Raw genomic sequence first — 26076 nt, forward strand, 5'->3', positions numbered from 1 at the left:
GGGATTCGAGGACGGCGAAGGCGGCGTCGCCCGCGGCTTCGGTGGCGGGGTGCTTTTCGGGCTGGGAGAGCTCGGGGCGGAACATGATTCGGAAGTAGGCGGGGTGGTCGCGGGCGAAGTCGACGTAGCCGGTGGCCATGGCGATCAGGGCGGCTCGGGGGGTGGGGGCTGATTCGCGGGCGGAAGTCATTGCGGCGCCCAGGATTTCGAAGCCGCGGGCGGCGAGGGCGGACATCAGGGCGGCGCGGTCGGCGAAATGGTGGTAGGGGGCGCCGGGGCTGACGCCCGCTTCGCGGGCGACCTTGCGGAGGCTGACGGCGGCCAGGCCCTCGGACTCGATCAGCTGCAGGGAGGCGCGCAGCAGTTCCTCGCGGAGGTCTCCGTGGTGATAGCGGTCCTTGGGCGGCATGGGATGAGCGTAAGGGGTTGACGGCTCACGGCCTCGCAATCTATACATTGCTTAGATTCTAAACACTGCTCAGATTGGGGTATGGCCCATGTCCGATCTCGTTCTCGTCACCGGCGCCTCCGGATTCGTCGCGGGGCATGTCATCCAGGAATTGCTCGGGCGCGGCTACCGGGTGCGCGGCACCGTGCGGTCGGTCAAGCGGGCGGCCGAGGTGGCCGACGTCCTGCCGGGCGTCGAATTGGTCGAGGCCGATCTGGGCGCGGACCGGGGCTGGGCGGAGGCGGTCGCGGGCTGCCGCTACGTGGTGCACACCGCGTCGCCGTTCCCCTCCGATGCGCCGAAGCACGAGGACGAGCTGATCCGCCCGGCCGTCGACGGCACCCTGCGCGTCCTGCGCGCGGCCGCCGCCAGCGGTGTCGAGCGGGTCGTGATCACCTCGTCCATCGCCGCCGTCCAGGTCGGCAATCGCGGTCGCCTGCTCACCGAGGCCGACTGGTCCGACCTCGCGGTCTGCGAGCCGTACGAGAAGTCCAAGACCCTCGCCGAACGCGCCGCCTGGGATTTCGCCGCCGAGCATCCGGAACTCGAAGTGGCCGTGATCAATCCGGGCATGATCATCGGCCCGATCCTGCGCCCCGAGGCGGGCACCTCCGTCGGCGGCATCCGCACCCTGCTGGCCGGTGACATGCCGGGCGTCCCGCGCCTCAACTTCGCCACGGTCGACGTCCGCGACCTGGCCGTCGCCCACCGCCTGGCCATGGAAACCCCCGAGGCCGCGGGCAATCGCTACATCTGCGCCGGAGACGAGATCTCCTTTCCCGAGATGGCCCAGATCCTCGCCCGCCGCTATCGCGTCTCGACCCGTGTCCTGCCCGACTGGCTGGTCCGCCTCAGCGCCCGCTTCAATGCCGACGCCCGCACCGCGGTCCGCTACCTCGGCCGCGAGGAGCGCCTGACCGCCGCGAAGGCGGAAAAGGAACTGGGCTGGCGGATGCGTCCGGTCGCGGACTCCCTGCTCGACACCGCCGCCGCCCTCATCGAATTCGGCCTGGTCACCGACCCGGGTACTCCCAAATCCCGCGCCGCCTGATTCCCGACCGAGGGTAGGGTGGTTCGAAAGAAGGTGGGGCACAGGGAGATTGCGGAGGGTTTATGCGGCACGGGAACGGGCTGGCGATTCCGGAGACGCTCGAGGATGTGTGCGCGCCGGAGAAGATGGCGCTGATCGTGTACGACATGCAGGTCGGGGTGCTGGGCCAGCTGGATGACGGGCCGCGGATCACCGAGCGGGTCGCGAAGGTGGTCGAGGCGGCCCGGCGCGGCGGCTACCCGGTGATCTTCCTGCGCCACTTCTTCCTGCCCAAACGGCTCATGGGCACGTTCGCGCTGCGCATGGCGATGAACTGGCAGGGCGCGGATTCCGTCGAGCAGGTGGTGCCGATCCTGCAGCGGGACACACCGGGATTCGAGCTGGTTCCGGAACTGCGGCCGCAGCAGGGCGAGGTGGTGTTCGACAAGACCTCGATGTCCGCCTTCGAGGGCACCCCGCTGGCCTCCACACTGCGCGACCTCGGCATCGGGGCGTACGCCATCGTCGGCGTGGCGCTCGAGATCGGGATCGCCCCGACCGTCACCCATTCCACCGATCTGGGCTTCCTCCCGATCGTGGTGCGCGACGCGGTCGGCGGCAAGGACGAGCCCGGCAAGCAGCGTGCCTGGGAGGAATTCGAATTCCAAGGCCACGCGATCGTCACCGATATCGACACCATCGTGCCGCTGCTCGAGAAGACGGCCGAATAGGTCAGTCGGAGCTGGGAATCCAGGCCGGATGCCAGAGGCGTCCGGTCTCGGTCCAGTTCATGAAGCGGACCGTGCCGGTGAGCTTCGGACTCACCCAGACGGCGTCCTTGCGCTCGTCGGCGGTGAGGTCGTTGTCGAAGGGCGGCGTCTTGCGTTCCAGGCGGCGCAGGCGGTCGAAGAGGTCGCTCATCTCCTGTTCGGTGAACCCGGTGCCGACCCGGCCGAGGTAGTACAGCTCGCCGTCGTGCGGCACCCCGACCAGCAGGGAGGCGAATTGCCGCACCTCCGAACGGCGATAGCCGCCGACCACCACCGACAGGGTCCGCCAGTTCCGGGTCTTGATCCAGGACTGACCCCGCCGCCCGGGTAGGTAGATGGAATCGCGCCGCTTGGCGACCACACCCTCCATGCCGTGATCCTGGCTGTAGCGCAGCGCTTCCGCGCCCGAACCCTTCAGCTGCTGCGGCACGATCAGCGAACGCGCCTTCCCCGCAAGGGCTTCCAGCACCCGCCGCCGATCGTCGTAGCGCTTGCGGACCAGCGAGGTGCCGTCCAGATACAGCACGTCGAAGGCGAGGAAGACCGCGCGCTTCGAATCCTCGCGCAGCAGGCCGAGATTGGCTCCGCCGTGGTCGTCGAAGACCACCGCCTCGCCATCGAGAACCGCACTGTGCCCGGACAATTCGGAGCCCAGCACGGCCAAGCCGGCATACTTCCCGGTCACCACGTGCCCGGCGCGGCTGTGCAAGGTCACCGCGCCGTCCTCGATCTCGGCGATCAGCCGGAACCCGTCCCACTTGGTCTCGAACGCCCAGTGCTCGGCATCGAGGGTGGTGACATCGCCCGGCGTGGCCAGCATGGGCGACAACCCGTGCGGCATGGGCGCGGGTGTGCGCGGCTTCGAAACCGCGGGCGCCCCATTGCCTTCCGTCCCGGGCGGCGTCTGATCCTTCATCAAGTGCATGAGCCACTGATTACCGTTGGTCTGGATCAGCGCGTACCGCCCGTTGAGCCGTTCTCCACGGAACCAGACGATAACCTCGTCGTCGCGCCACTTCTCGGTCTCGTAGGTGCCGGTATCCCAGATGGTCATCTCCCCGCCGCCGTACTCACCCTTGGGGATGGTCCCGTGAAAGGTGAGGTACTCCATCGGGTGATCCTCGGTGTGCACGGCCAGCCGGTTCTCGCCGGTATCGGTCGGCGGGCCCTTGGGCACCGCCCACGACACCAGCACGCCGTCCCGCTCCAGCCGCACATCCCAGTGCAGCCGCCGCGCGTGATGCTCCTGCACCACGAACCGGTCCCCCGACCCGGCCACCGGCGGGTCCGGCGGCACCGGCTCCGGGGTGCGCCCGGGATCGCGCATGGACCGGTATTTGTCGAGCCGATCCGGAACCGCGTCGGACGCTTCTTCATCCGGCTCCGCGGACTCGACCTCCTCCGCCTCGGGCAGCGGCTCGTCCAGCCCCTCGAGCAGATCCCCCTGCTCCTCCCAGCGCCGCAACACCTCCTCGAACCGCAAGTGCCGCAACCGCTTCGGCTTCTCGATCTCCTCCCACGCCCGCGGCGCGGCCACCCATGGCTCGGCGCGCCCGCGCAGCGAGTACGGCGCGATGGTGGTCTTGGCCGGATTGTTCTGGCTCCAGTCCAGGAACACCTTTCGATCCCGCGCGGCCTTGGACATGTTCGCCGTCACCAGCTCCGGCCGCAGCTGTTGCAGATTCGTGGCCACCTGCTTGGCCACCGCCGACGCCCCGTTCGGCCCGAGCCGGCGATCCAGCGGCACGTAGATGTGAATTCCCTTGGAGCCGCTGGTGACCGGATACGCCTCCAGCCCCACGTCGCGCACCACATCCCGCAGGATCAGCGCCACCTCCGCGCACTGCGCCAGCCCGGCCCCCGGCCCGGGATCCAGATCGAAGACCAGCCGGGTGATGTCCCCGACCTCGGCCCCGTCGAAACGCCATTGCGGCACATGCAGTTCCAGCGCCGCCTGCTGCCCCAGCCACGCCATTCCGGCGACATTGTCGATGAGCGGATAGACCACCGGCCGGTCGGAATGTTGAACCGTCCTCCGCTCCAACCACTTCGGCGCGTGCTCGGCCAGATTCTTCTCGAAGAAGGACTGCTCCTCGACCCCGTTCGGCCACCGCTTGCGCGTCACCGGCCGCTGCGCGATATGCGGCAGCAGGGCCGGGGCGATGGCCGTGAAATAGTCGATGACCTCGCCTTTGGTGGTGCCGACGGCCGGATACAGCACCTTGTCGAGGTTGGTCAGCCCAACCTCGATACCCCCGAAATCCCTGCGGGACCCCATAACAGCAGTCTAGGTGCCCCCACCGACAAATCACCGCAACCGGCAATACCCGCACTGTGACTATGAACCGAAAAACCAACGGGCCGTTCAGGTCAGCAGCGGTGACCCGAACGGCCCGTCGAAACGACCGGTACTACGACTACTCCGCGGGCTTGTCGCCCTCGGGAGCGGGTTCCGGGGCCGGGGCCGGCTCCGGGGCGGGTTCGGCCGCCGCCTCGGCGGGCGCGGGTTCGGCGGGCGCCTCCGCCGGAGCCGCGGCCTCGCCCGGTCCGTCGGTCGGAATGGCGTTCTTGACCGCCTCCGCGCCCTTGTCGATCTGGGAGTCGAATTTCCCGCCGGTCTTGCCCTTGACTACCTCTCCGGCCTTGTCGACGGCTTGTTCGATCTTCTCGGCGTTCTGGGCCGCCACTTCCTTGCCCTTGCCGACCAAGCCTTTGAGCGTGTCCATGAGACCCACAGCCGTGCTCCTTCAATCTCGGTCCAGTTATTGGCGAACATCTTCCCACCACGTCTCCCGTGGTGGCAGGCCAATGGGGTCGATCCGCTGCCCGGGCTTCGGCACGGCGATGCGTGTCCCCGCCGCGCCGGCCGCCTCGACCAGCCGGCGTACCGGCTCCGACCAGCCGTGGAAGGCCAGATTGAAGGTGGCCCAGTGGATCGGCACCAGCAGCCCGTAGCCCGGATCGCCGACACACAGATCGGCGTGGGCGCGCACCGCCTCCTCGGGATTCATGTGCACGTCCGGCCAGTGCCGGTCGTAGGCCCCGATGGGCAGCAGCGTCAGATCGAACGGGCCCAGCCGCGCGCCCGCCTCCGCGAACGCCTTGGTGTAGCCGGTGTCGCCGCCGAAGTAGACCCGCCGGGTCGGACCGGCGATGGACCAGGAGGCCCACAGCGTGGTGTTGCGCACCAGGCCGCGACCCGAGAAGTGCCGCGCCTCCGCGCAGGTGATCACCAGATCGGTGCCGTCGCCGTGGTCGCGCTCCAGCTCGGAGAGCGAAACCGAAGCCGCCCAATCCAATTCGACGATGCGCGCCTCCGGCACCTCCCAGTGCCGCAGATGCGCGCCGATGCCGATGGGCACGATGAACACGCAGTCCTGGCTGTCCACCAGGCCCATCACGGTGTCGCGATCGAGATGGTCGTAGTGGTCGTGCGAGATGAGCACCGCGTCCAGCGGCGGCAGCGCCGACAGCGGCGACGGCACCGGATGCAGCCGGGCCGGGCCGATCAGCGGCGACGGCGAGACCCGTTCGCTCCACACCGGATCCGCCAGCACCCGGTAGCCGTCCACCTCCACCAGGCAGGTGGCGTGCCCGTACCAGGTGACCGCCAGATCGGCGGCCTGCTTGGGCAGTTCCGGCGTCACCAGCGGGATCTCACCGGGCGGGCGGCCGTTGTTGCGCTGGGTGACCAGCTGATACATCAGCTCGACCGGCGACCCGGTGAGCTGCGAACTCGGCTCCGTGTTGTGGAACTGCTTGTTGCGATAGGACGCCGAACCGTGCGCGGTCGGCGCGATGGCGGAAATGGACGCGCCCATGGCGGAGGGAATGCCCCACGCCGCCCGGACCAACCAGGAAATACCGAATGCACCCGCAGCCATACCTACCAGTTTCCGCGAATTCGCGGTCACGCGCCGCCCGTTCATCGGCCCTCGAACTTCGCGGGCCGCTTTTGCTGGCGCGCCGCGCGCGCCTCCTGCGCGTCGTCGCTCTGCCACGCCGCGTCCAGGGCCGCGGTCTGCTCGGCGGTATCGGGGCCGCGGGTGTCGTCGTCGTTGAAGACCAGCTTCATGTGCCGCAACGACAGCGGCGCGAGTTCGGCGATCTGCTTGGCCCAGGCCTGCGCGTCGGCCAGGGTGCCGATCCGGTTGGCGAAGCCGAAGTTGTAGGCATCGGCGGCCGAGACCCGTTCCGCGCCCAGCAGAATGGTGCGCGCCGGGCCGGGACCGATCAGGTTCGACAGCCGTCGCACGGTCCAACGGTCAACGGAGATACCGAGTTTCGCGGCGGGGATGGCGATGAACGAATCGTCGGTCATCACACGTAGATCCGATGCCAGGGCTAGTTGGACGCCCGCACCCAGCGCGCCGCCGTTGATCGCGGCGATCACCGGCACCGGGATCGTCTCGATGGTGCGCAACATACCGAGCAGTCCTTCGAGGAACGTGTCCGAGTACACCCCGTCCAGATCCGCGCCGGCGCTGAACAGCGGCCCCTGACCGGTCAGCACGATCACCCGGGCCGATGCGGCGGCCTCCTCGAGCGCGGCGCGCAACTGGCCGATGAGCTCGCTGTTCAGGGCGTTCCGGCGCTCCGGACGCTGCAGTTCGATGGTGACGACCTCGCCATCGCGGCTGATTCCCAGCATGTGTCCCTTCCCCACTGTGCAACTCACCTGCGCTACGTACCCTTGATCGGCTCTCACTCTAAGTTGCCGTACCGTCGGGTCGGTGACCGCAACACCCGATGTCGACATCCTCGTAATCGGTGCCGGGCAGGCCGGCTTATCGGTCGGCTACCACCTGCACCGCCTCGGACTGCGCGCCGAACGCGACTTCCTCATCGTCGACCACTCCCCCGCCCCGGGCGGAGCGTGGCAGTTCCGGTGGCCGTCACTGACATTGAGCAACGTCAATCGGGTGCACGATCTTCCGGGCATGTCCTTCCAGGAGACGCTGCCCGCGGGCGCGGAGAACGCCCAGGCGGCCACGGCCGTGCCGCACTATTTCGCGCTGTACGAGGAGCGCTTCGACCTGCGGGTGCACCGGCCGGTGTCGGTCACCGTGGTCTGCGACCGCTCCACCTCCGCCACCTGCCCGAACCAGGAGGTCGACGGGCTGCTGCACGCGGAGATCAAACCGGGTGCGACGGTGAAGGTGCGCGGACTGGTGAACGCGACCGGCACCTGGGACAAGCCGTTCATTCCCTATTACCGGGGAGCGGAGACCTTCGCCGGTCGCCAGCTGCACGCCCACGATTACCGCACCGCAACCGAATTCGACGGCAAGCACGTGGTCGTGGTGGGCGGTGGAATCACGGCCATCCAACTGCTGGACGAGATTTCGCAGGTCACGACGACCACCTGGGTGACCCGTCGCGAACCCGTCTTCCGCCGTGGACAATTCGCGCCCGAGGACGGCCGCGCGGCCGTCGCCATGGTGGAAGACCGTGTGCGACGCGGACTTCCGCCCGGCTCGGTGGTGTCGGTGACCGGCCTGCGCGAGGACGCTCGGGTCAAGGCCATGCAGGCGCGCGGCGTGCTCGACCGCCACCCCATGTTCGAGCGGATCGAGCCCGACGGAATCCGCTGGGCCGACGGCACTTTCCAGCGCGCCGACGTCATCCTGTGGGCGACCGGCTTCCGCAGCTCCCTCGACCACCTGGCCCCGCTGCGACTACGCGGGCCGGGTGGCGGCATCAAGATGGCCGGCCACCTGGCCACCCAGGTCGACGCCGACCCGCGCATCCATCTGGTCGGCTACGGCCCCTCCGCGAGCACCATCGGCGCGAACCGCGCGGGCCGCGCCGCCGCCGTCGAGCTGGTTTCCTACCTGGGCCTTCCCACGCGGGCGGCGAGCTGAGTTCAGACCGGCGCGCCCATATCCATGACGTCGGGATCCGCGCCCTGCCGGGCACCCTTGTCGATGCCCGCGATCTGCGTCATCTCGCGCCCGGTCAGCTCGAAGTCGAAGACCGCCAGATTCTCCGCCATGCGCGCGGGCGTCGTGGACTTCGGAATGGCCACGTTCCCGAGCTGCATGTGCCAGCGCAGGATGATCTGGGCGGGCGTCCGGCCGAGCTTGTCGGCCAGCGCGATGATGACCGAATCGTTGAACTCGGCCCCGCGACCCAGCGGGCTCCACGCCTCGGTCACGATGCCGTGCGCGGCATGGAAGGCCCGCAGCTCCGACTGCGCGTAATACGGGTGCAGCTCAACCTGATTGATGGCCGGGACCTCCCCGGTCTCCCCGATCACCCGCTCCAGATGCCGCTGCGTGAAGTTGGAGACCCCGATCGAGACCACCCGGCCCTGCCGCTTCAGCGACTGCAGCGCCCGGAAAGTGTCGACGTACAGGTCGGCCGATGGCAGCGGCCAGTGGATCAGGAACAGGTCGAGGGTGTCCAGGCCCAGTCGCTCCAGGCTGGCGTCGAACGCGCGCAGGGCGGCGTCGTACCCGTGGTCGGCGTTCCACAGCTTGGTGGTGACGAAGACCTCATCGCGCGGCAGACCGGATTCCCGGATGGCCCGGCCCACCTCCGCCTCATTGCCGTAGAACGAGGCGGTGTCGATGCTCCGGTAGCCGAGCTCGAGGGCCGTGGAAATGGTGCCGACCGCCTCGTCGCCGACGACTTTGTACACCCCGAACCCCAGTTTGGGCATGACCTGGCCGTCACTGAGAACGATCGCTGGAATGTCGCTGGTCTCGCACCGATAAGTCACCATTCCGAAGTTAGAAGCGCAGGTCCGTGCCGTCAACCGACCGATTGGTCCGCAAGTCCTGCGCCAAACTCATTCGGCGTCAGCTAATAATCAGCTTCGCAACCCGTCCGATTTCGCCGCGGCCAACCCCAAGCGGCGATAGCGCCGATGGCGGGCGGCCAGCAACTCCGGCCGGGGCCGCGCGGCCAGCGCCGCCAGCTCCTCGGCGATCGACTCCACCATGCGCAGCGCGAAATCCACCGGCTCCTCCGCGGCGTCCGGATACTCGTGCACGATGCGGTCGACAATGCCGTCGGCCTCCAGATCCACCGCGCGAATGCGCTGGGCAGCGGCCATTCTCGGCGCGTGCCCGGTATCGCGGTGCACGATGGCGCTGGCGCCCTCCGGCGGCAGCGGGGCCAGCCAGCCGTTGGCGGCCGCCAGCACCCGGTCGGCGGGCAGCAGGGCCAGCGCGCCGCCGCCGCTGCCCTGGCCGAGCAGCACCGAGATCGTCGGGGTGTCCAGCGTGACGAGATCGGCTATGCAGCGCGCGATCTCGGGTGCCAGCCCGCGCTCCTCCGCCTCGCGCGAGAGCGCCGCGCCCGCGGTGTCGATCACCAGCACCAGCGGAACCTGCAGCTCCGCGGCCAGATGCATGCTGCGGCGCGCCTCCCGCAGGGCCGCCGGGCCCATGGTGTGCTCCGGCGACTGGCCCGCCCGGTCGTGGCCGAAGACCACGCACGGCTGGCCGCGGAAACGCGCCAGCGCGTGGGCCACCGTGCGATCCAGCTCGCCTTGTCCGGTGCCGGACAATGGAACCCGGTCGGTGACGTGGCGCAGGAGTTCCCGGATGCCGGGGCGGTCACCGCGCCGGGAGATCAGCACCGTCTGCCAGGCGATCACCTCGGTGGTGTCCCGCACCGCCGGGCCGCCGCGCTCCTGCGGGCCCGCCAGGAACGAGCCCCGGCCGGACGCGGGCGGCGTTGGGTCGCTTGCCTTTTCGGGCAGGGACAGCGGACCGTCACAGAGCACGGTGAGCGTGCGGTGCACGATCCGCCGGAACACCGACACCGGCACCACACCGTCGATAACGCCGTTGCGGTAAAGGTTTTCGGCGGTCTGCACGCCGTCGGGGAACCGTTTTCCGTAGAGCGCCTTGTACACTCGCGGCCCGAGGAAACCGACCAGTGCGCCCGGTTCGGCGAAGGTCATGTGCCCCAACGATCCCCACGAGGCGAACACCCCGCCCATCGTCGGATCGCGCAGATACACCAGATACGGATGCCCCGCCGCCTTGTGCGTGGCGATGGCCCCGGCCACCTTCACCATCTGCACGAAAGCGACTGTGCCCTCCTGCATTCGGGTACCGCCGGAGGTCGGGGAGGCGAGCAGCGGCAGACCCAGCTCGGTCGCGCGCTCCACCGCCGTCACGATGCGCTCGGCCGCGGCGACGCCGATCGACCCTGCCAGAAACGCGAATTCGCACGCGATCACGGCGACCCGCCGTCCGCGCAGCAACCCCTCCCCGGTGAGCACCGCTTCATCGGTGCCCGCCGTTGCCGCGGCAGCCAGCAACTCGTCTCGATACCCGGGCGATGCCGCCACCTCGACGGGCGGACGATCCCAGCTCACAAAGGAACCGGGATCCAGCAATTCCCCGAGCAACTCCCGCGCCGAGATCTTCACAGCGCGAGCGTAACCGGCTCCGTCGTCGCTACGGCCGACGGCGGTGGCCGGGTGTGTCAGTCCTTCGGTGCCCCGAACGACTCAGTAACCCTGCACGACCTTGCGCAGCGCGTACTCGGTCACGGCGACCAGGGCCTGCTTCACCGGTTCCCGGCGCCGGGCGTCGATCGAGAGGATCGGCACGTCCGCGGGCACCGCCAGGGCCTGGCGGATGTCCTCGACGGGATACCGTGGCGCATCATCGAATTCGTTGATGGCCACCAGGAAGGGTAGGTTGCGCGCCTCGAAGTAGTCGACGGCGGCGAAACTGTCCTCCAACCGGCGGGTGTCGACCAGCACCACCGCGCCGATGGCGCCCTTGATCAGGTCGTCCCACATGAACCAGAAGCGGTACTGGCCGGGCGTGCCGAACAGGTACAGCACCAGGTCGTCGGCCAGGCTGATGCGGCCGAAGTCCATGGCCACCGTGGTGGTGGCCTTCGACGGGACCCCGGTCAGGGAGTCCACGCCGACACTCGCATTGGTCACCAAAGCTTCGGTGCGCAGCGGAACGATCTCCGACACGGCACCGACCAGGGTGGTCTTGCCGACACCGAAACCACCGGCCACGACGATCTTGGCCGACGTGGGCTTGCTGGTGCGCGTGTCGACCTGTGTCGTCGAATCAAATACGCCGGAGTCCACTGAGAACCCTTTCGATCAGCTCGCGACGTTCATCGTCGCTGGAATCGTCTTTCAAAGTCGCCGATACCCGCACATGGCCGGCATCGATGAGGTCGGCGACCAGCACCCGCGCGACACCGAGCGGGATGCCCAGACGCGCGGCCACCTCGGCGACCGACGGCGATTCTCTGCACAACTCCACGATTGACGTCTCGATATTGGTGAGTTCGAACTGCCGCTCGAGGGCGACCGGATGCGATGCGACGAGCGCCTCCAAGGCGAGCTCCACCTTCGGCCGGGTGCGACCGGCCGTCAGTGAATACGGGCGAACCAGGCTCGGTTCGGCGCTCCCAACGCGTTCGTTGTCTATGTCCATCCCGCCATCAGGAACCCATCGTGACGCGAGGTGTGGCCTGAACCGTCTGGCCCACTCGCTCGACCAACAACGCCATTTCGTAGCCCACCTGGCCGATGTCGCAGGACGTATTCGTCAGCACCGCCAGGTAAGAGCCGTCGCCGACCGCCATGAGCAGCAGATAGCCGTGTTCCATCTCGACCACCGACTGCAACACGGTGCCGCCCTCGAACAAGTTCGACACACCCACCGAGAGGCTCGCGAGCCCCGCGGTCACCGCGGACAGCTGTTCGGCTCGGTCCACGGGCAGCTGCGCACTCGCGGCCATGAGCAGGCCGTCAGCGGATACCAGGACCGCGTGCGCAACGCCGGGAACCTCATTGGCGAAATTCGAAACCAGCCAATCCAGCTGACGCTTCGTACCACCTAGATCGGGGTTCATCGGTCTCCTTTATCTCCGGTTAGGTTCATTGCTCTCATGGCGCGGCCATCCCGGACGCCTTGCTGATGACGACTCAAGCTTGACCTGATGGATTCTGGGTCTCGGTGGGCGGCCTTGTCAGCGTTTCCGTTGACACCGCCCGGCACAAGTCGGTTGCCCGGATCACGTTGCGGCAGACCGGCGGCGGTGCGCTTGTCCGGCGTGGTCTCGATGGCGCGCCGTGCGGCCACCCAGCCCTCGTCGCCCGGTGATTCGAAGGAAGCGGCCACCTGGGACCGGTCGGCATTCGGATCCGACAGCCACGCCGACATCATCTCGGCGAAAATCGGCGTGCCGCCCATGACGGAATCGCCGGGGGCGTCCGCCGGCTGCAGCCGCGTCTGGAAGAACGACGCCGCCTTGGTCGGGTTCGACTTGAAGCTGTGGCGTCCTGGCTCCTTGACACCCTCGGTGCCGTTCTGCGGCAGGCCGACACCCGGAATCGGGGCGGGACGCTGCGGCAGCACCGCACCCGGATCCCGCTGGGGCAGACCGTTCGCGCCGCGCTGCGGCAGCACCGAATCCCGCTGCGGGAGGGGGCCGCTCAGCGGATCCGAGAGCGGATCCGGCTTCGAGGCGCCACGCTGCGGCAGACCGCCCGACGCGGCACCGCGCTGGGGCAGGCCACCGGACAGCGGATCACGCTGAGTCAGGCCGCCCGACAAGGGATCGGCACCAGCGGCGCCACGCTGCGGCAGGCCGCCGTCGCGCTGGGGCAGGCCGCCCGAAGCGGCACCCCGCTGCGGGAGACCACCGTCGCGCGGCGGAATCGCATCGCGCTGCGGCAGACCCGGACGCTCCGAATCCTGCTGGGCCGCGGCGCCACGCTGCGGAATACCGGGCGCACCCGGGCCACGCTGAGCCGGAGCGCCATTGGCACCCGGCTGACGGGTCGGCAGACCGCCGTCACGCTGCGGCAGACCACCCGAAGCCGAATCACGCTGCGGCAGACCACCGGCCGCGGGCTCACGACGAGTCGGACCCGAGTCACGCTGCGGCGCACCGGGTGCGCCCTGGTCACGCGACGGCGCGCCATTGCTACCCGGCTCACGAGTCGGAAGACCACCCGAAGCGGCACCCCGCTGCGGCTGACCCAGACCCGGCTCCCGGCCCGGCGCGCCATTGGCACCCGGCTGACGCGTCGGCAGACCACCCGGTCCCGAATCACGCTGGGACGCTCCGCCATCACGCGGCGGCAGACCGACGGAAGGATTGCGCTGCGGCATCGCACCGGACTGACCCGGCTGCGGCAGACCCCCCTGGCCCGGACCGCGCTGCGCGGCTCCCGGCTCCCCCGGTGCGCCCGGCCGCGGCGGCATGCCGCCCGGGGCGCCTTGGCGCTTGAGCATATTGGCGGCGAGACCGCCCCGCGGCTGTGCCGGGGCCTCGCCCTGGCCACGCTGCGGCAGATTCGCACCCGGCTGAGCCGAGGGCGCGGCCGGACCGTGCGCGCCCGGATCCCGCTGGGGTAGTCCGCCGGGTCTCGCGCCACCCGGCGCGGACACGGTGTGCTTGACGGTCGGGCCGTTCACGCCCGGCTGGCGCACCGGCAGCCCGCCGGGCACCTGGGCGCCCGGCTGCCGGGTGGGCAGACCGGTGGCCGCGCTGGCCGCGGCCGGGGTCGGGGCGGCGGTCCCGGCCGCCGTGCCCGCCGGAATCGGCCCGCTGCCACCGGGATCCACGGTGACCATGACATTGCCGGTCGCCGTGCGGGTGACCGCGCGCATCTGCATGGAGGACGGCGCACCGGCCTGGTTGCCCGCGCCCTGCGCCGCACCGGCCGGAGCCGGCTGCGGGCGCTGCGGCGCGTCCTGCGGCTGCGGCGGCACCGAGATGGCCCCGCCCGCCGACACGATCAGCGGCTTGGGCACGTGCACGGTGACGGTCACACCCGGGTCCCGGGCGGTGTCGAAGGTGGGCCGTAGGCGCACGGTCAGGCCGTGGCGCTCGGCCAGGCGGCCGACCACGAACAGACCCATGTGGCGCGCGGTGTCCGGGCCGACCTCGGCCACGGCCTCCAATCGCCGGTTGATCTCGGCCATTTCGGCCGGGGGCATACCGATACCGCGGTCGGCGACCTCGATCAGCAGACCCTGATCGTGGGCCTGGGCGAAGGTGAACTTGACGTCGGTCTCCGGCGGAGAGGCGCGCAGCGCGTTGTCCAGGAGCTCGGCGAACAGGTGCGCGAGGTCGGAGGCGGCGGGCTCGACGAGCGAACCACGCGGGGTCGCACCCAGTTTGACGCGTTCGTAGTCCTCCACCTCGGAGATGGCGGCGCGCAGCACGTCGGCGATCTCGACGGGGGCGGACTTGGTCCGGCGCTGTTTGGTACCGGCCAGAATGAGCAGGTTGTCGCCATTACGCCGCATACGGGCGGCGAGGTGGTCGAGGCGGAAGAGGTTCTCGAGCAGGCGCGGGTCCTTCTCGTCGTACTCCATGGCCTCGATGAGCGAGAGCTGGTGGTCGACAAGGGACTTGGAGCGCCGGGCCAGCGTCTCGAACATGTCGTTGACCTGGGTACGCATGGCGGCCTGGTCGGCGGCCAGGCGCAGCGCCTGACCGTGGATGTCGTCGACGGCGCGGGCCAGCTGGCCGATCTCCTCGTCGGTGTGCACCGGCATCGGTTCCAGCGGAACGTCTTCGGGGTCGGCACCGTCACGCAGCGAGGAGACTTCCTGGCCGAGGTCGTATTCGGCGACGCGCAGGGCGGCCAGGCGCAGACGGCGCAGCGGGACGATCATCGCGCGCGCGATCAGCACGGCCAGCGCCATGGCGCCGAGGATGGTGGCGATCACGATGATCGAGTACCGGATGGCGCCGGAACGGGCGCTCGAGGCCAGCTCGTCGACTCGGGACACGATGTCCTTGGTCGCGTTGGTGGCGATGGTCTGATAGCTGTTGATGCTCGCGACCAGCGAATCCTTCAGCTCCGCCACCGGCAGCTGACCGGCCTGCGCCTGCGGGCCGTTGACCAGCTGCACGCGGGTGTCGGCGCCGCGTTGTAGGTCGGCGATGATCGGGTCGCCGTCGGAGAAGCGGTGCGCCAGCACGGCCAGCATCTGCCGCTCGGTATTGACGCCGATCTGGATGTCCTTGAGGCCATCCTTGGGGTTGTTGCGTAGCGCCTCGGCCATGCCGGCGACCTCGTTGAACAGCATCCAGCGCGAGTTCAGCGAGTCGACCAGGCGCAGCTTGGAGGTGTCCACGGTCTTGTCCGCGACCGTGGACACGATGTTCTCCACGGTCTTGACGCTGTTGCCACGGATCCGTTCGACCTGGGCGACGGTGTCGGGAATCGACTTGGACGGGGCCAGGCCCTGCGACCGGATGGCCTTGGCGCCCACGATCATCTCGTCCAGCGCCTGGCGGGCGCTGGGAATGTCGCTCAGCCGCGCGGCGGCCTTCTCGGCGAAGGAGATCGCCATATCCAGCTGCGCGAGTTCCGGATCCGAGGTCAGCGACTGGGTCGGGCCCAGCATGACCATCTGACCGCCGGCGACCTGCGCCGCGTCGGCACTGAGACCGGTGATCGCCGGGATCACCCCGACATGGTCGGTCGCCGTCGAGAGCCGGGATGAATCGGCGAACTCGGCCGAGATCCTGGACGCTCCCAGCACAACCGCGACCAACAGCGGCACGGCGAGCACCGCCGTGACCTTCCATCGCAGGTCCCAGTTGCTCAGCGCCCAGCGCTTATTGCTGCCGGACCTAGCGGCGTCACGCATCTCCCACTCACTTTCCAAACTGGCCCCAGCCACGCGCCATCAGCGAGCCTCCGCGATCGCACGCTTGGCTCGACAGACGGAGCTGACCGAGAACGGCGGCTGGCCGAGAAATTGCGTCCATGACGGCCGAAATATGTGACATGCGATTCTAACGGATCAATAACTTCTTGTGTGACCTCTTGGCAACCACCGGTCCCTGACCTGCCGTTTGCAGGCAAAATCAAAGGTCGCGGCGTCCGCCCGGACGTCGCGTGAAGTCTGCCACAATCAGGTCGATCTATCGAGGCGGGCATCTCAGCGCATCTCAAGGACACATGGCGGAGCTAGGGAGTCACCGGGTTGAACGCGAAGCAGGAGTACCGACCGGCGTATCAGCTGAGCCTGGTCGATCCCTCGGAGTTCTGGCGCGACGCGGCCGAATCCATCAGCTGGGATGTGCCTCCCACCCAGATTCTCGATACCGCGGCCCGTCCGACGGCGCGGTGGTTCCCCGACGCTCGCCTCAACACCTCCTACAATGCGCTGGATCGGCATGTGCGCGAGATCACAGCTCCCGACGGCTCGACCAACGGTCAGGAGGGGGGTCGCGCCGCACAGCCCGCCCTAATATATGACTCCGCTATGACCGGGTCCAGGCGGATCTACACATATCGGGAGTTGCTGGACGAAGTCGCCCGATTTGCCGGATCCATGCTCCGATTGGGCGTCAAGACCGGTGATCGGGTCGTCATTTATATGCCGATGATTCCGGAAGCGGTCGTGGCCATGCTCGCCTGCGCCCGCATCGGCGCTGTGCACTCCGTGGTCTTCGGCGGGTTCGCCGCCCATGAGCTCGCGGCCCGCATCGACGATGCCGAACCTGTGCTGATTATCACGGCATCCGGCGGGCTGGAGCCGGGCCGCCGCATCGAATATCCGCCGATCGTGCTGGCCGCCCTGGATCTGGCCGCGACCACCGCGCCCCGGACCGTGCTGGTCAAGCAGCGAGAAGGCTTCCCCACCATTCGTTTTCCGGCCGTGCAGGAGGCCACCGAGCATCTGCCCGCCTCCTCGGAGACCGTGGCCGCCCGCTGGATCGACTGGGACGAGGCGATGGTCGACGCCGAACCGGCCGACCCGGTCTCGCTGGCCGCCACCGATCCGCTCTACATCCTCTACACCTCGGGAACCACCGGGAAACCCAAGGGCGTGGTGCGCGACAACGGCGGGCACGCGGTGGCGCTGGCCTGGTCCATGCGCAATATCTACGAGGTCGGCCCCGGGCAGACCATGCTCACCACCTCCGATATCGGCTGGGTGGTCGGGCACTCCTACATCGTCTACGCGCCGCTGCTGGTCGGGGCGACCACCATCCTCTACGAGGGCAAGCCGATCGGGACCCCGGACGCCGGGACCTTCTGGCGCTTGGTGGACGAGTACAAGGTGGACATCATGTTCACCGCGCCGACCGCGCTGCGGGCCATCCGCCGCGCCGATCCGGAGGCCGCGGCCGCGCACCGGCACGACCTGTCGAGGCTGCGGGCGCTGTTCTGCGCGGGCGAGCGGCTGGATCCGGCCACCTATGAATGGGCGGTCGAGACCCTGCTGGCCAACCGTCCCGACTGCCCGGTGGTGGACCACTGGTGGCAGACCGAGACCGGCTGGCCGATCTGCGCCAATCCGCTCGGGCTGCAGCAGCTTCCGATCAAGCCCGGTTCGGCGTCGGTGCCGGTGCCCGGCTACCGGTTGCGGGTGCTGGACTCCGAGGGCAATGCGGTCGCCCCTAATACAGAAGGAAACATCGTGATCGGGCTGCCGCTGCCGCCCGGCACGCTGACCACGCTGTGGCGCGACGACGAACGGTACGAGCGTTCCTATCTGTCCGCGTATCCCGGCCACTACCTGACCGGCGACTCCGGCTTCTTCGACGAGGACGGATACCTCTATGTCCTGGGCCGCAGCGACGACGTCATCAATATGGCGGGCCACCGGCTGTCCGCGGGCGGCATCGAGGCGGCCATCGCCGGGCATCCGCTGGTCGCCGAGACCGCGGTGGTCGGCATTCCGGACGAGCTGAAGGGCCAGCGGCCCATCGGGTACGTGGTGCTCAAGGCCGGCGTCGACGTCGAGCCCGAGCGGCTGCGCGCCGAGATCATCGAGCGGGTGCGCGAGCGGGTCGGGGCCATCGCCACCCTCTACGACGTGGTCGCGGTGACCGCGCTGCCCAAGACCCGCTCCGGAAAGATCCTGCGCCGCACCATGCGTCAGATCGCCGCGGGCGACGCCTACGAGGTGCCGCCCACCATCGATGACGCCGCCATGCTGCCGACGCTGGAGAAGCAGATCCGCGACGCCGTCACGCTCATGGAGGACAAGGAGCGCATCGCCGCCGCCGATGCGGCCAGCGCGGCCACCATGCCGATCACCCGCATCGACCCGGCGACGCTGGATCCGGGTCTGCCCGCCTCGGCGACCGATCCGACCGCGCAAGGCTGAGCTCAACCTCAGAGCTTTTTCAGAAAGCACTCATCGACGTCCCAACCGGGTGGTTTAGCGTCGGGCGGGCGCGGGCCGTACGGCCCGCAGCCTGACATACCCGGAAAGGCTGATGATGAGCTTCATCCGTAACCGCCGTGCTGGCGTGCTCTTCGGCGCGGGCGCGGTCGCCGCCGTGGCCCTCGCCCTCGCTCCCGCCACCGCCTCGGCGTCCCCCGCGGATCTGGTTGCCCCGCTGCTGAATTCGACCTGCTCGTTCACCCAGGTGGACGCCGCGCTGCACGACAAGGCCCCCGCCCTGGCCTCGTTCCTGGACTCCAACCCCGGCTACAAGGCCGAACTGAGGGCCAAGTTCGACCTCTCCCCCGCCGAGCGACAGGCCGAGCTCGATCGCTATCTCGCGGAGAACCCGGACGCCGCGAACCAGGCCGCCAGCGACCCGCGCGCCGGAGGAATCGCCGCCGCCATCCAGCAGGTCGCCGACTCCTGCCACAACTACTGAGGTAGCGACTGCCAAAATGGAGTCCGTGGTCGAACGCGCTGAGCTACCCACTGTCCTGGTCGTCGATGACGATGAGGATGTTCTCGCATCGGTCGAGCGCGGGCTCCGGCTGTCCGGTTTCCGGGTGGTGATCGCCCGGGACGGCGCGGCGGCGCTGCGCAGTGTCAACGAATCCGCCCCCGATGCGGTCGTGCTCGATATGAACATGCCCGTGCTCGACGGCGCGGGCGTGGTGACCGCGCTGCGCGCCATGGGCAACGAGGTGCCGATCTGCGTGCTGTCGGCGCGCAGTTCGGTCGACGACCGCATCGCGGGGCTGGAGTCGGGGGCCGACGACTATCTGGTGAAGCCGTTCGTGCTCGCCGAACTGGTGGCCCGGATCAAGGCGCTGCTGCGGCGGCGGAGCGATGTCCCGGCCTCCAATATTCCGGGCGCTATCACGGTGGGGCCCTTGGAGGTTGACGTCGCGGGGTATCGCGCCCTGTTGAACGGCACCGAAATCGAGCTCACCAAAAGGGAATTCGAGCTGCTGTCCACCCTGGCCCGCAGCGCGGGCGTGGTGCTGAGCCGCGAACGGCTGCTGGAACTGGTGTGGGGCTACGACTTCGCCGCCGACACCAATGTGGTCGACGTCTTCGTCGGCTACCTGCGCCGCAAGCTCGAAATCGACGGAACCCCACGCCTGTTGCACACCATCCGCGGCGTCGGCTTCGTCTTGCGCGCACCCAAATGAAGTCACCCGCCCGCCGCTGGTCCTACACGCTGCGCGTGCGCGTCGCCGCGGCGGCGGCGCTGGGCGCGACCATCATCGTGGCCATCCTGAGCTGGATCACCATCTACGCCATCGGCCGCAGCAATATGGCGCAGGCCGATCAGCAGCTGTCCATGGTGTCGCGGCTGGTGCTGATCCAGCCGGTCTTCGCGGTCAATGTGGTCGACATCCTCGCGCCCAACAAGGAAATGGCACTGACCGTGCGCAATGCGGACGGCTCGATGGCCAGTACGCCGGTGCGGCTGCCGGAGCTGCCGGTCGGCAATGCCACCGTGACCGTGGACGGCAATGCCTACCGCGTGCTCACCACCACCGAGGCGCAACCGGCGGGACGCGTTGTGTCCCTGGGCATTCCGACCAATCAGACCGAGGAGACGATTCACGAGCAGCGGCGCTGGGTGTATCTGGCCGCCGCACTGGCGGTGACGGCCTCGGCCGGGCTGGGCTGGCTGCTCGGCGGGCGCGCGGTCCGGCCCATCGTGAAGCTGACCCGCGCCCTGGACGACCGCGGCCCCAATGGCGAATCGAGAATCCCGCTGCCCGTGGCAGGTTCGGGCGTGAAGGAGGCCGACAAGCTCGCCGAGGCGGTCAACACCCTGCTCGAACGAGTGGACCGGGCGCAGGGCGAGACCGCCGCCGCGCTCGAGACCGCCCGCGACTTCGCCGCCGTCTCCGCCCACGAACTGCGCACCCCGCTGACCGCCATGCGCACCGACATCGAGGTGCTCAGCACCCTGGACCTGGACGAGGCGCAGCGCCGGGAGATCCTGACCGACCTGCAGCGCGGGCAGAACCGGGTCGAGACCACCCTGGCCGCGCTGGAACGCCTGGCCGCGGGCGATCTCACCAATGCCCGCGACCACGTGGTCACCGATGTCGCCGAACTCTGCGACGCCGCCGCCCACGACGCCATGCGGCACTTCCCGCAGTTGAAGGTGCGCATCGACACCGATGCCGAACTCGTCACCCGCGGCCTGCCCACCGGGCTGCGGCTGGCGGTGGACAACGCGCTGAAGAATTCGGCCAAGCACGGCGGGGCCACCTTCGCCGTGGTGTCCGCGCACCGGCTTCCGGACGGGCGCATCGTGATCGCCGTCGACGACAATGGCCGCGGCCTGCCCCCGCAGGAGCGGGCGGCGGTGTTCGAGCGGTTCGTGCGCGGGAGCAATGCCGCCAAGGGCGGTTCCGGCCTGGGTCTGGCGCTGGTCGCGCAGCAGGCGCAATTGCACGGTGGCCGGGCCTATTTCGAGGACAGCGCGCTGGGCGGCGTGCGGCTGGTGCTGGAACTTCCGGATCGACCGGTCTTTACCGAACTCTCAGACAACCATCAGAGGTAGCGCCAATCGGGGCCTCTACGGTCTTTATGGTGTTCGGAAAACGCACCCGCTGGGTCCTGATCGTCCTGCTGCTCGCCGCCGCGGTCACCGCGGGCACCCTCAGCGTCCTGCGCCTGCGCTCCGCGCCCTCGGCGGTCGCGCTCGTCAACGGCGACAGCGGGCCGTTGGGCGCGCGCATCGCGAAGGAGTTGCAGGACAGCGGAACCCGGCACTGGGACGTGGTCGACGAGGCGAGCACCGAGGATTACGCCGCGGTCATCACGCTGCCCACCGACCTGACCGCCGACATCAAGTCGCTGGCCACCGCCAAGCCGATCAAGGCGCAGGTCACCGTAGCCACGCACGATCGCGCCGATCCGAACCTGGTCAATGACGCGGTCAACGAGGTGACCAAGAAGATCAGCGCGGCCGGGCTGGACACCATGTTCTCGACCATGAACACCGCGCGCCTGCAGGTATCGCAGATCGCCGGGACCTCGCAACTGCTCAGCGCGGGCGTGCAGGCGGCGGCCGACGGGGCCGCGCAGTTCGGCGGCGGCGCGGATCAGATGATGGACTTCCTGAATCAGGCGAAAGCCGGTGCGGGACAGCTGACCTCGGGCATCGACGCCCTGAACTCGACCCTCTCCGCCGCCACCACGCAGGCGAATCAGCTTGCCACGGCGCTGGATTCGACCGGCGTCACCATGGGTCAGGTCACCCAGTCGGCGGAGACGCTGTCCAACGGGCTCAACCTGGTGGTGCCGATCCTGCAGGCGCTGCCCTTCGCGAGCGATCCGCAGCTGGCGAATGTCATCACCCAGCTGACCGGCCTGCAGAATGTCGCCAATCAGGCCAATTCCCAGCTCAGCGGCTTCGCCAATCTGACCGGCACGCAAGTCACTCCGGACACGCCGGTCGGGCAGCTGCTGCGCGACGCCGCCGCCAAGTTGAACGACGCCAGCACCCAGTTGAATCAGGGCGCGTCGCTGGCACAGCAGATTCCGGCCATCGCCGATCAGGCGGGCACCCAGCTGATCGCGGCCATGCAGGCGCTCACGGGTGGCGTCACCCAATTGCAGGCCGTAACCAAAACCCTGGGCAACCAGACAAATCAGGCGCTCGGCTCACTGCCGCAGCTGGGAGTTCCACAGCAAGTGACCATTTCGGCCGCCCTCACCGACCCGGTGGACATCGTTCGCAAATAACATTCGCAAACAGTCAGCAACAATCGGCGGTTCATCGGGTTACACTGTGCCCGAATTGCTCTAATCGACCCGTTTCGGAATCTCGTCCGCTCTATCCGTTCCCTGGCTTCACCCAGCGCCCCGGTACCGGAGAGGAAACGATCGTGAGCATGTTGCTGGCCGCGCACGACATGTACGGCACGGTTCTGGCCCAGATCGGCAATCCCACCGCGGAGACCCCGCCCATGGCCGACAAGATGATGAAGATGTTCCGCTACTTCACCTGGTTCACCCAGATGTCGGGCATCGCGGCCATCACCTACGGCGGCGGGCGCTTCGCCTGGGAGAAGTGGGGCGGCGGATCGGCCTCGCCGAAGATGGTCGCCAACGCCATGCTGGGCGGCGCCACCGCCACCAGCGCCGGAACCATCATGAATGCCGTCGTCGGTTCGTAAATCGCCAGAAAACCGCGTGGTTCGCGAGACAATGCGGGGGCCCCACCCCCGCATCCCTCTGGGGAGGAACGAATGACGTACGGCAACGATCCCTATTCTCAGCAGCCGCAGCAGCCCGGATACGGGCAGCAGCCACCCGGCTACGGGCAACAGCCACCGAGCTATGGACAGCAGCCGCCTCCCGGCTACGGGCAGCCCGCGGGCGGATATCCCGGGCAGCCCGGGGGCTACCCACCCGGCGGTGGTTACGGCGCCTATCCCCAACCGCCGTATGCCAGTTGGATCCTGCGGGTCGGCGGATACCTCATCGACGCGCTGATCGTCGGCGTGCCCGCGGCCATCTTCTACGGCATCGGCTTCGCGGTCGGCTCGAAGGACATGGACTGCGTCACCGACTCCACCGACACGTCCTACAGCACCTCGTGCTCGGGCGGGCTGTCGGCCGGCGGGTTCGTGCTGATCCTGATCGGCGCGGCCATCGCCCTGTTCGGCGGCCTGTACCTGCTGTACATGCAGGGCAAGACCGGTCAGACGCCGGGCAAGAAGATCGTGGGCATCAAGGTGGTCCGCGAGGCCGACGGCCAGCCGCTGGGCTTCGGCATGACGATCGTCCGGCAGCTCTGCCACATCGTGGACTCGCTGCCCTGCGATATCGGCTGGCTGTGGCCGCTCTGGGACGCCAAGCGCCAGACCTTCGCCGACAAGATCATGAACAGCATCGTGGTCACCGTCGACAAGACCTGACCGCACCCACCTGCGAAAACTGCCCGCCCGCGCGGAATCGCGCGGGCGGGCAGTGCATTCACGATGGGGCTGCCGCGCCGACCGGACGGCGTCAGTTCAGGACGTCCAGCAGGTCGATGACGAAGACCAGGGTCTTGCCGGAGAGCTGGTGGCCGCCGGACTCGCCGTAGGCCAGCTTCGGCGGGATGGTCAGCTGGCGGCGGCCGCCGACCTTCATGCCCGGAATGCCGTCCTGCCAGCCCTGGATCAGGCCGCGCAGCGGGAAGGTGATGGACTCGCCGCGGTCCCACGAGGCGTCGAACTGCTCGCCGGTGTCGTACTCGACGCCCACGTAGTGGACATCGACGGTGTCGCCGGGCTTGGCTTCCGCGCCGTCACCCACGACGAGGTCCTTGATCACGAGCTCGGCGGGGGCGGGGCCGTCCTGGAACTCGATTTCCGGCTTGTTGCTCATCGGCTGTCCTCTTCGATTAGGGGAAACGGATCGAAGATCACCCTATGCCCTGCGCATAACCCCGCCCGCAGGGGAGGCGAAAATGGCCGGGTGGCCGAAGTAATCGATATCGACGACCCGGACGATCCCCGAGTCGCGGATTTCCGCGATCTCAACAATGCCGATCGGCGGCCGGACCTGCCGGGAGGCAAGGGTTTGGTGATCGCCGAGGGCGTGGTCGTCGTGCAGCGCATGCTGGCGTCACGATTCACCCCGTTCGCATTGTTCGGGGTCGCGAACCGATATGAGCAGCTGGCCGCGGACCTGGCCGGAATCGATATTCCGTATTACCAGACCAGCGCGGATGTGATGGCGAAGGTCGTCGGATTCCATTTGAACCGGGGCGTGCTCGCCGGTGCGCATCGGCCGCGGGAGCTCGGCGTGGACGAGGTGCTCGCCGACGCGAGGACGGTGGCGGTGCTCGAGGGCGTGAACGATCACGAGAACATCGGGTCCATCTTCCGCAATGCCGCCGGATTGGGCGCGGACGCGGTGCTGTTCGGCGACCGCTGCTCGGATCCGCTGTACCGGCGGGCCGTGCGCGTCTCCATGGGGCACGTGCTGTGGGTGCCGTTCGCTCAGCTGCCGCCGTTCCCGAACGGACTGGACATCCTGCGGGACAAGGGTTTCCAGATCATCGCGCTGACCCCGAACCCCAATGCCGACACCCTCGCCACCGCCATGACCGGCGAGAAGGTGGCCCTGCTGCTCGGCGCGGAGGGCCCCGGGCTCACCGAGGAGACCATGCGGGCCAGCGATATCCGGGCCCGCATCCCCATGACGCCGGGCACCGATTCGCTTAATGTGGCCACCGCAGCCGCCATGGCCTTCTACGAGAGAGTGCGAGCCGAGTGAGTCATCCGCCCGACGGACCGTATGGATACGGGTATTCCGAGCCGACCCCGTGGGCGGCCGGTATCGCCGCGACGGCGCTGGTGGCGGCGCTGACCACGGTGGGCGTCTACGCCTTCGGGGCGGCGCTGGCCCAGATCCATTGGACGCTGGCGGTGATCGTGAATCTGATCGCGGTGGGCGGGGCGGCGCCGACGGCCTGGCGGTGGCGGTACGCGCCGGTGACGCGGTGGGTGATCGCGGGGCTGGGCATCGGCGTACTGCTGGGCTGGCTGGGTCTGCTGCTCTTCTGAGCCAACCGGGCCGAAATGGGCCACGCGCGGTCGGCCGGTCAGGACACCCGGTCGCGACCGCGCAGCCAGCGCAGCAGGCCGCGCTTGCCGTTCTCCTCGAGCCGCGGTTCGGGTTCGGGCGCGGCCTTGGGGGCCTCGCCCTTCGGGAACAGCGAGAAACCGCACACCTCGATCTGGTCGGCGGTCAGATCGTCCGCGGAAGTCTTGGCGCGATAACGGAATCCGAGCCATTCCAGGTTCGCGAAATCGGCGAAATCGGGCGGGTCGAAGGGCAGCAATTGCGGGTCCGGCATTTCGCCGGGCGCGAGTTCGATGGGATGCTCGCCCGCCCAGTACTCCCGCTCCCAGACCCGCGGCATGCCCTCGTCCTCGAGGATATTGACGCGGGTGGCGCTGAAGGAGCGCCGGAATTCGCCGCGCTCCCATTCCGCGAACGCGCCCCAGCCCAGCGACAGGTCGTAGGAGACCAGGAAGGTGTGCTCGGAGGCGAGCGGACGCACCAGCAGTTCCGGCAGTTTGGTGGGGCGGGGCAGCGCGGCCTGGGTCGAGCAGACGACGGTGACGCCGGGATAGCAACCGATATAGACGGATTCGGGATCGGGCCCGGCCCAGACCTTCATGGTGCCCGACGCGGCCGGGACCACATCGCGGTCCGGATTGAGTTGTTTGGCGAGTGCGAAGGCGGCATCCGGATCGGGCCCGGGATGCTCGCGCAGCACCGCCACCGGATCGGGGGCGTCGACGTACCACAGGGATGAGACCGTTGACGGCACCGACGTCACCTCCCTCGAGTCATTGCACACAAGCTGGCTATCTTTGAGCAATACTCGGCGGCCGAACGTCGGCGTCGACGCGGATCGGCCCGGCAATGACCGCCACCAGAAATGAATCTACCCCCGAGGCGGCCGAAATGTCGCTGTTGCCAACCCCGTTTCCCGGCGTGCCGGAGACCGGAGTGCTAGAGGGTGTAGCAACCCTCTAGCATCCTCTAAATTCGAACTGGTCTAGTGACCGGAGCTGCGGACCCCTAGGAGCACGTCCTCCCAGGACGGCATCGGGGCCTTGCCGCCGCGCTTGGCGCGATTCGGCTTCTGCGCGTTCGGCTTCGCGGCGGGCTGCGCCGGGG

General features: G+C 68.7%; 25 protein-coding genes. 12 read left to right on the plus strand and 13 right to left on the minus strand.

Going from position 1 to position 26076, the window contains the following annotated elements; genetic code table 11:
* A partial coding sequence (locus ACAM49_RS26525) for a TetR/AcrR family transcriptional regulator (protein ID WP_369638276.1) occupies positions 1-409 on the minus strand: 409 nt, incomplete at its 3' end.
* 88 nt (positions 410-497) lie between these two features.
* Here ACAM49_RS26525 and ACAM49_RS26530 point away from each other — a divergent pair.
* Together ACAM49_RS26530 and ACAM49_RS26535 are read left to right on the plus strand one after the other, a co-directional pair.
* Positions 498-1499: an SDR family oxidoreductase gene (locus ACAM49_RS26530; RefSeq protein WP_369638277.1), complete on the plus strand. Its 1002-nt coding sequence runs from the start codon at positions 498-500 to the stop codon at positions 1497-1499.
* Positions 1500-1561: 62 nt separating this feature from the next.
* Positions 1562-2209, plus strand: coding sequence for a cysteine hydrolase family protein (locus tag ACAM49_RS26535; RefSeq protein ID WP_369638278.1), 648 nt, complete (start codon positions 1562-1564; stop codon positions 2207-2209).
* A gap of 1 nt (position 2210) precedes the next feature.
* Here the strand turns inward: ACAM49_RS26535 and ACAM49_RS26540 are convergent, their stop codons facing one another.
* The 4 genes from ACAM49_RS26540 to ACAM49_RS26555 all read right to left on the minus strand — a co-directional run bounded on the left by ACAM49_RS26540 (position 2211) and on the right by ACAM49_RS26555 (position 6899).
* Positions 2211-4526: an ATP-dependent DNA ligase gene (locus tag ACAM49_RS26540; RefSeq protein ID WP_369638279.1), complete on the minus strand. Its 2316-nt coding sequence runs from the start codon at positions 4524-4526 to the stop codon at positions 2211-2213.
* Between the two features lie 139 nt (positions 4527-4665).
* Positions 4666-4974, minus strand: coding sequence for an antitoxin (locus ACAM49_RS26545; RefSeq protein WP_369638295.1), 309 nt, complete (start codon positions 4972-4974; stop codon positions 4666-4668).
* A 36-nt stretch (positions 4975-5010) separates the two neighbouring features.
* Entirely contained in the window at positions 5011-6132 is a 1122-nt protein-coding gene (locus ACAM49_RS26550) for an MBL fold metallo-hydrolase (RefSeq protein ID WP_369638280.1), read from the minus strand.
* A 41-nt stretch (positions 6133-6173) separates the two neighbouring features.
* Positions 6174-6899 carry an enoyl-CoA hydratase gene (locus ACAM49_RS26555; RefSeq protein ID WP_369638281.1) on the minus strand — a complete coding sequence of 242 codons (726 nt, stop codon included), beginning with the start codon at positions 6897-6899 and terminating at the stop codon, positions 6174-6176.
* A gap of 82 nt (positions 6900-6981) precedes the next feature.
* Here ACAM49_RS26555 and ACAM49_RS26560 point away from each other — a divergent pair, with 82 nt between their 5' ends.
* The gene (locus ACAM49_RS26560) at positions 6982-8112 is read left to right on the plus strand and encodes an NAD(P)-binding domain-containing protein (protein WP_369638282.1); all 1131 of its coding nucleotides are present in this window, start codon (positions 6982-6984) and stop codon (positions 8110-8112) included.
* Positions 8113-8114: 2 nt separating this feature from the next.
* Here ACAM49_RS26560 and ACAM49_RS26565 read toward each other — a convergent pair whose 3' ends face one another.
* From ACAM49_RS26565 to ACAM49_RS26590, 6 genes are all read right to left on the minus strand, one after another.
* Positions 8115-8972: an aldo/keto reductase gene (locus ACAM49_RS26565; protein ID WP_369638283.1), complete on the minus strand. Its 858-nt coding sequence runs from the start codon at positions 8970-8972 to the stop codon at positions 8115-8117.
* 90 nt (positions 8973-9062) lie between these two features.
* Positions 9063-10637 (minus strand): carboxyl transferase domain-containing protein, encoded by a 1575-nt coding sequence (locus ACAM49_RS26570; protein ID WP_369638284.1) that lies wholly within the window; start codon positions 10635-10637, stop codon positions 9063-9065.
* 81 nt (positions 10638-10718) lie between these two features.
* On the minus strand, positions 10719-11321 hold the full coding sequence (locus ACAM49_RS26575; RefSeq protein WP_174391578.1) for an ATP/GTP-binding protein: 603 nt from the start codon (positions 11319-11321) through the stop codon (positions 10719-10721).
* On the minus strand, positions 11302-11676 hold the full coding sequence (locus ACAM49_RS26580; protein ID WP_033085504.1) for a DUF742 domain-containing protein: 375 nt from the start codon (positions 11674-11676) through the stop codon (positions 11302-11304). The genes ACAM49_RS26575 and ACAM49_RS26580 overlap by 20 nt, the downstream gene beginning before the upstream one ends.
* Before the next feature lie 7 nt (positions 11677-11683).
* The gene (locus tag ACAM49_RS26585; RefSeq protein WP_029930951.1) at positions 11684-12097 is read right to left on the minus strand and encodes a roadblock/LC7 domain-containing protein; all 414 of its coding nucleotides are present in this window, start codon (positions 12095-12097) and stop codon (positions 11684-11686) included.
* Positions 12094-15861 carry an ATP-binding protein gene (locus tag ACAM49_RS26590; protein ID WP_369638285.1) on the minus strand — a complete coding sequence of 1256 codons (3768 nt, stop codon included), beginning with the start codon at positions 15859-15861 and terminating at the stop codon, positions 12094-12096. The genes ACAM49_RS26585 and ACAM49_RS26590 overlap by 4 nt, the downstream gene beginning before the upstream one ends.
* Positions 15862-16200: 339 nt before the next feature.
* Here ACAM49_RS26590 and ACAM49_RS26595 point away from each other — a divergent pair, with 339 nt between their 5' ends.
* The 7 genes from ACAM49_RS26595 (at position 16201) to ACAM49_RS26625 (ending at position 23312) form a co-directional block, all read left to right on the plus strand.
* Positions 16201-18336: an AMP-binding protein gene (locus tag ACAM49_RS26595; protein ID WP_369638286.1), complete on the plus strand. Its 2136-nt coding sequence runs from the start codon at positions 16201-16203 to the stop codon at positions 18334-18336.
* 115 nt (positions 18337-18451) lie between these two features.
* On the plus strand, positions 18452-18838 hold the full coding sequence (locus ACAM49_RS26600; RefSeq protein WP_369638287.1) for a hemophore-related protein: 387 nt from the start codon (positions 18452-18454) through the stop codon (positions 18836-18838).
* Positions 18839-18854: 16 nt separating this feature from the next.
* Positions 18855-19571, plus strand: a complete 717-nt coding sequence (locus ACAM49_RS26605) for a response regulator transcription factor (protein ID WP_369638288.1) — start codon at positions 18855-18857, stop codon at positions 19569-19571.
* On the plus strand, positions 19568-20947 hold the full coding sequence (locus ACAM49_RS26610) for a sensor histidine kinase (RefSeq protein WP_369638289.1): 1380 nt from the start codon (positions 19568-19570) through the stop codon (positions 20945-20947). The genes ACAM49_RS26605 and ACAM49_RS26610 overlap by 4 nt, the downstream gene beginning before the upstream one ends.
* 26 nt (positions 20948-20973) lie before the next feature.
* A complete protein-coding gene (locus tag ACAM49_RS26615; protein WP_369638290.1) occupies positions 20974-22134 on the plus strand; it encodes a YhgE/Pip domain-containing protein in 1161 nt (386 codons plus the stop codon).
* A gap of 149 nt (positions 22135-22283) precedes the next feature.
* Positions 22284-22568, plus strand: coding sequence for a hypothetical protein (locus tag ACAM49_RS26620; protein WP_369638296.1), 285 nt, complete (start codon positions 22284-22286; stop codon positions 22566-22568).
* A gap of 72 nt (positions 22569-22640) precedes the next feature.
* Positions 22641-23312, plus strand: coding sequence for an RDD family protein (locus ACAM49_RS26625; protein ID WP_369638291.1), 672 nt, complete (start codon positions 22641-22643; stop codon positions 23310-23312).
* A 91-nt stretch (positions 23313-23403) separates the two neighbouring features.
* Here the strand turns inward: ACAM49_RS26625 and ACAM49_RS26630 are convergent, their stop codons facing one another.
* Positions 23404-23766, minus strand: coding sequence for an FKBP-type peptidyl-prolyl cis-trans isomerase (locus tag ACAM49_RS26630; protein WP_369638292.1), 363 nt, complete (start codon positions 23764-23766; stop codon positions 23404-23406).
* A 90-nt stretch (positions 23767-23856) separates the two neighbouring features.
* On the opposite strand from ACAM49_RS26630, the gene ACAM49_RS26635 reads away from it, so the two are divergent.
* Positions 23857-24660 carry a TrmH family RNA methyltransferase gene (locus tag ACAM49_RS26635; RefSeq protein ID WP_369638293.1) on the plus strand — a complete coding sequence of 268 codons (804 nt, stop codon included), beginning with the start codon at positions 23857-23859 and terminating at the stop codon, positions 24658-24660.
* Positions 24657-24950: a DUF2537 domain-containing protein gene (locus tag ACAM49_RS26640; RefSeq protein WP_051177863.1), complete on the plus strand. Its 294-nt coding sequence runs from the start codon at positions 24657-24659 to the stop codon at positions 24948-24950. Before ACAM49_RS26635 ends, ACAM49_RS26640 begins: the two co-directional genes overlap by 4 nt.
* Positions 24951-24988: 38 nt before the next feature.
* Here the strand turns inward: ACAM49_RS26640 and ACAM49_RS26645 are convergent, their stop codons facing one another.
* Positions 24989-25723: a hypothetical protein gene (locus ACAM49_RS26645; protein ID WP_369638294.1), complete on the minus strand. Its 735-nt coding sequence runs from the start codon at positions 25721-25723 to the stop codon at positions 24989-24991.
* Positions 25724-26076 lie beyond the last annotated feature (353 nt).

Origin of the sequence: Nocardia sp. JMUB6875, assembly GCF_041154655.1 — a bacterium.
GTDB lineage: Bacteria > Actinomycetota > Actinomycetes > Mycobacteriales > Mycobacteriaceae > Nocardia.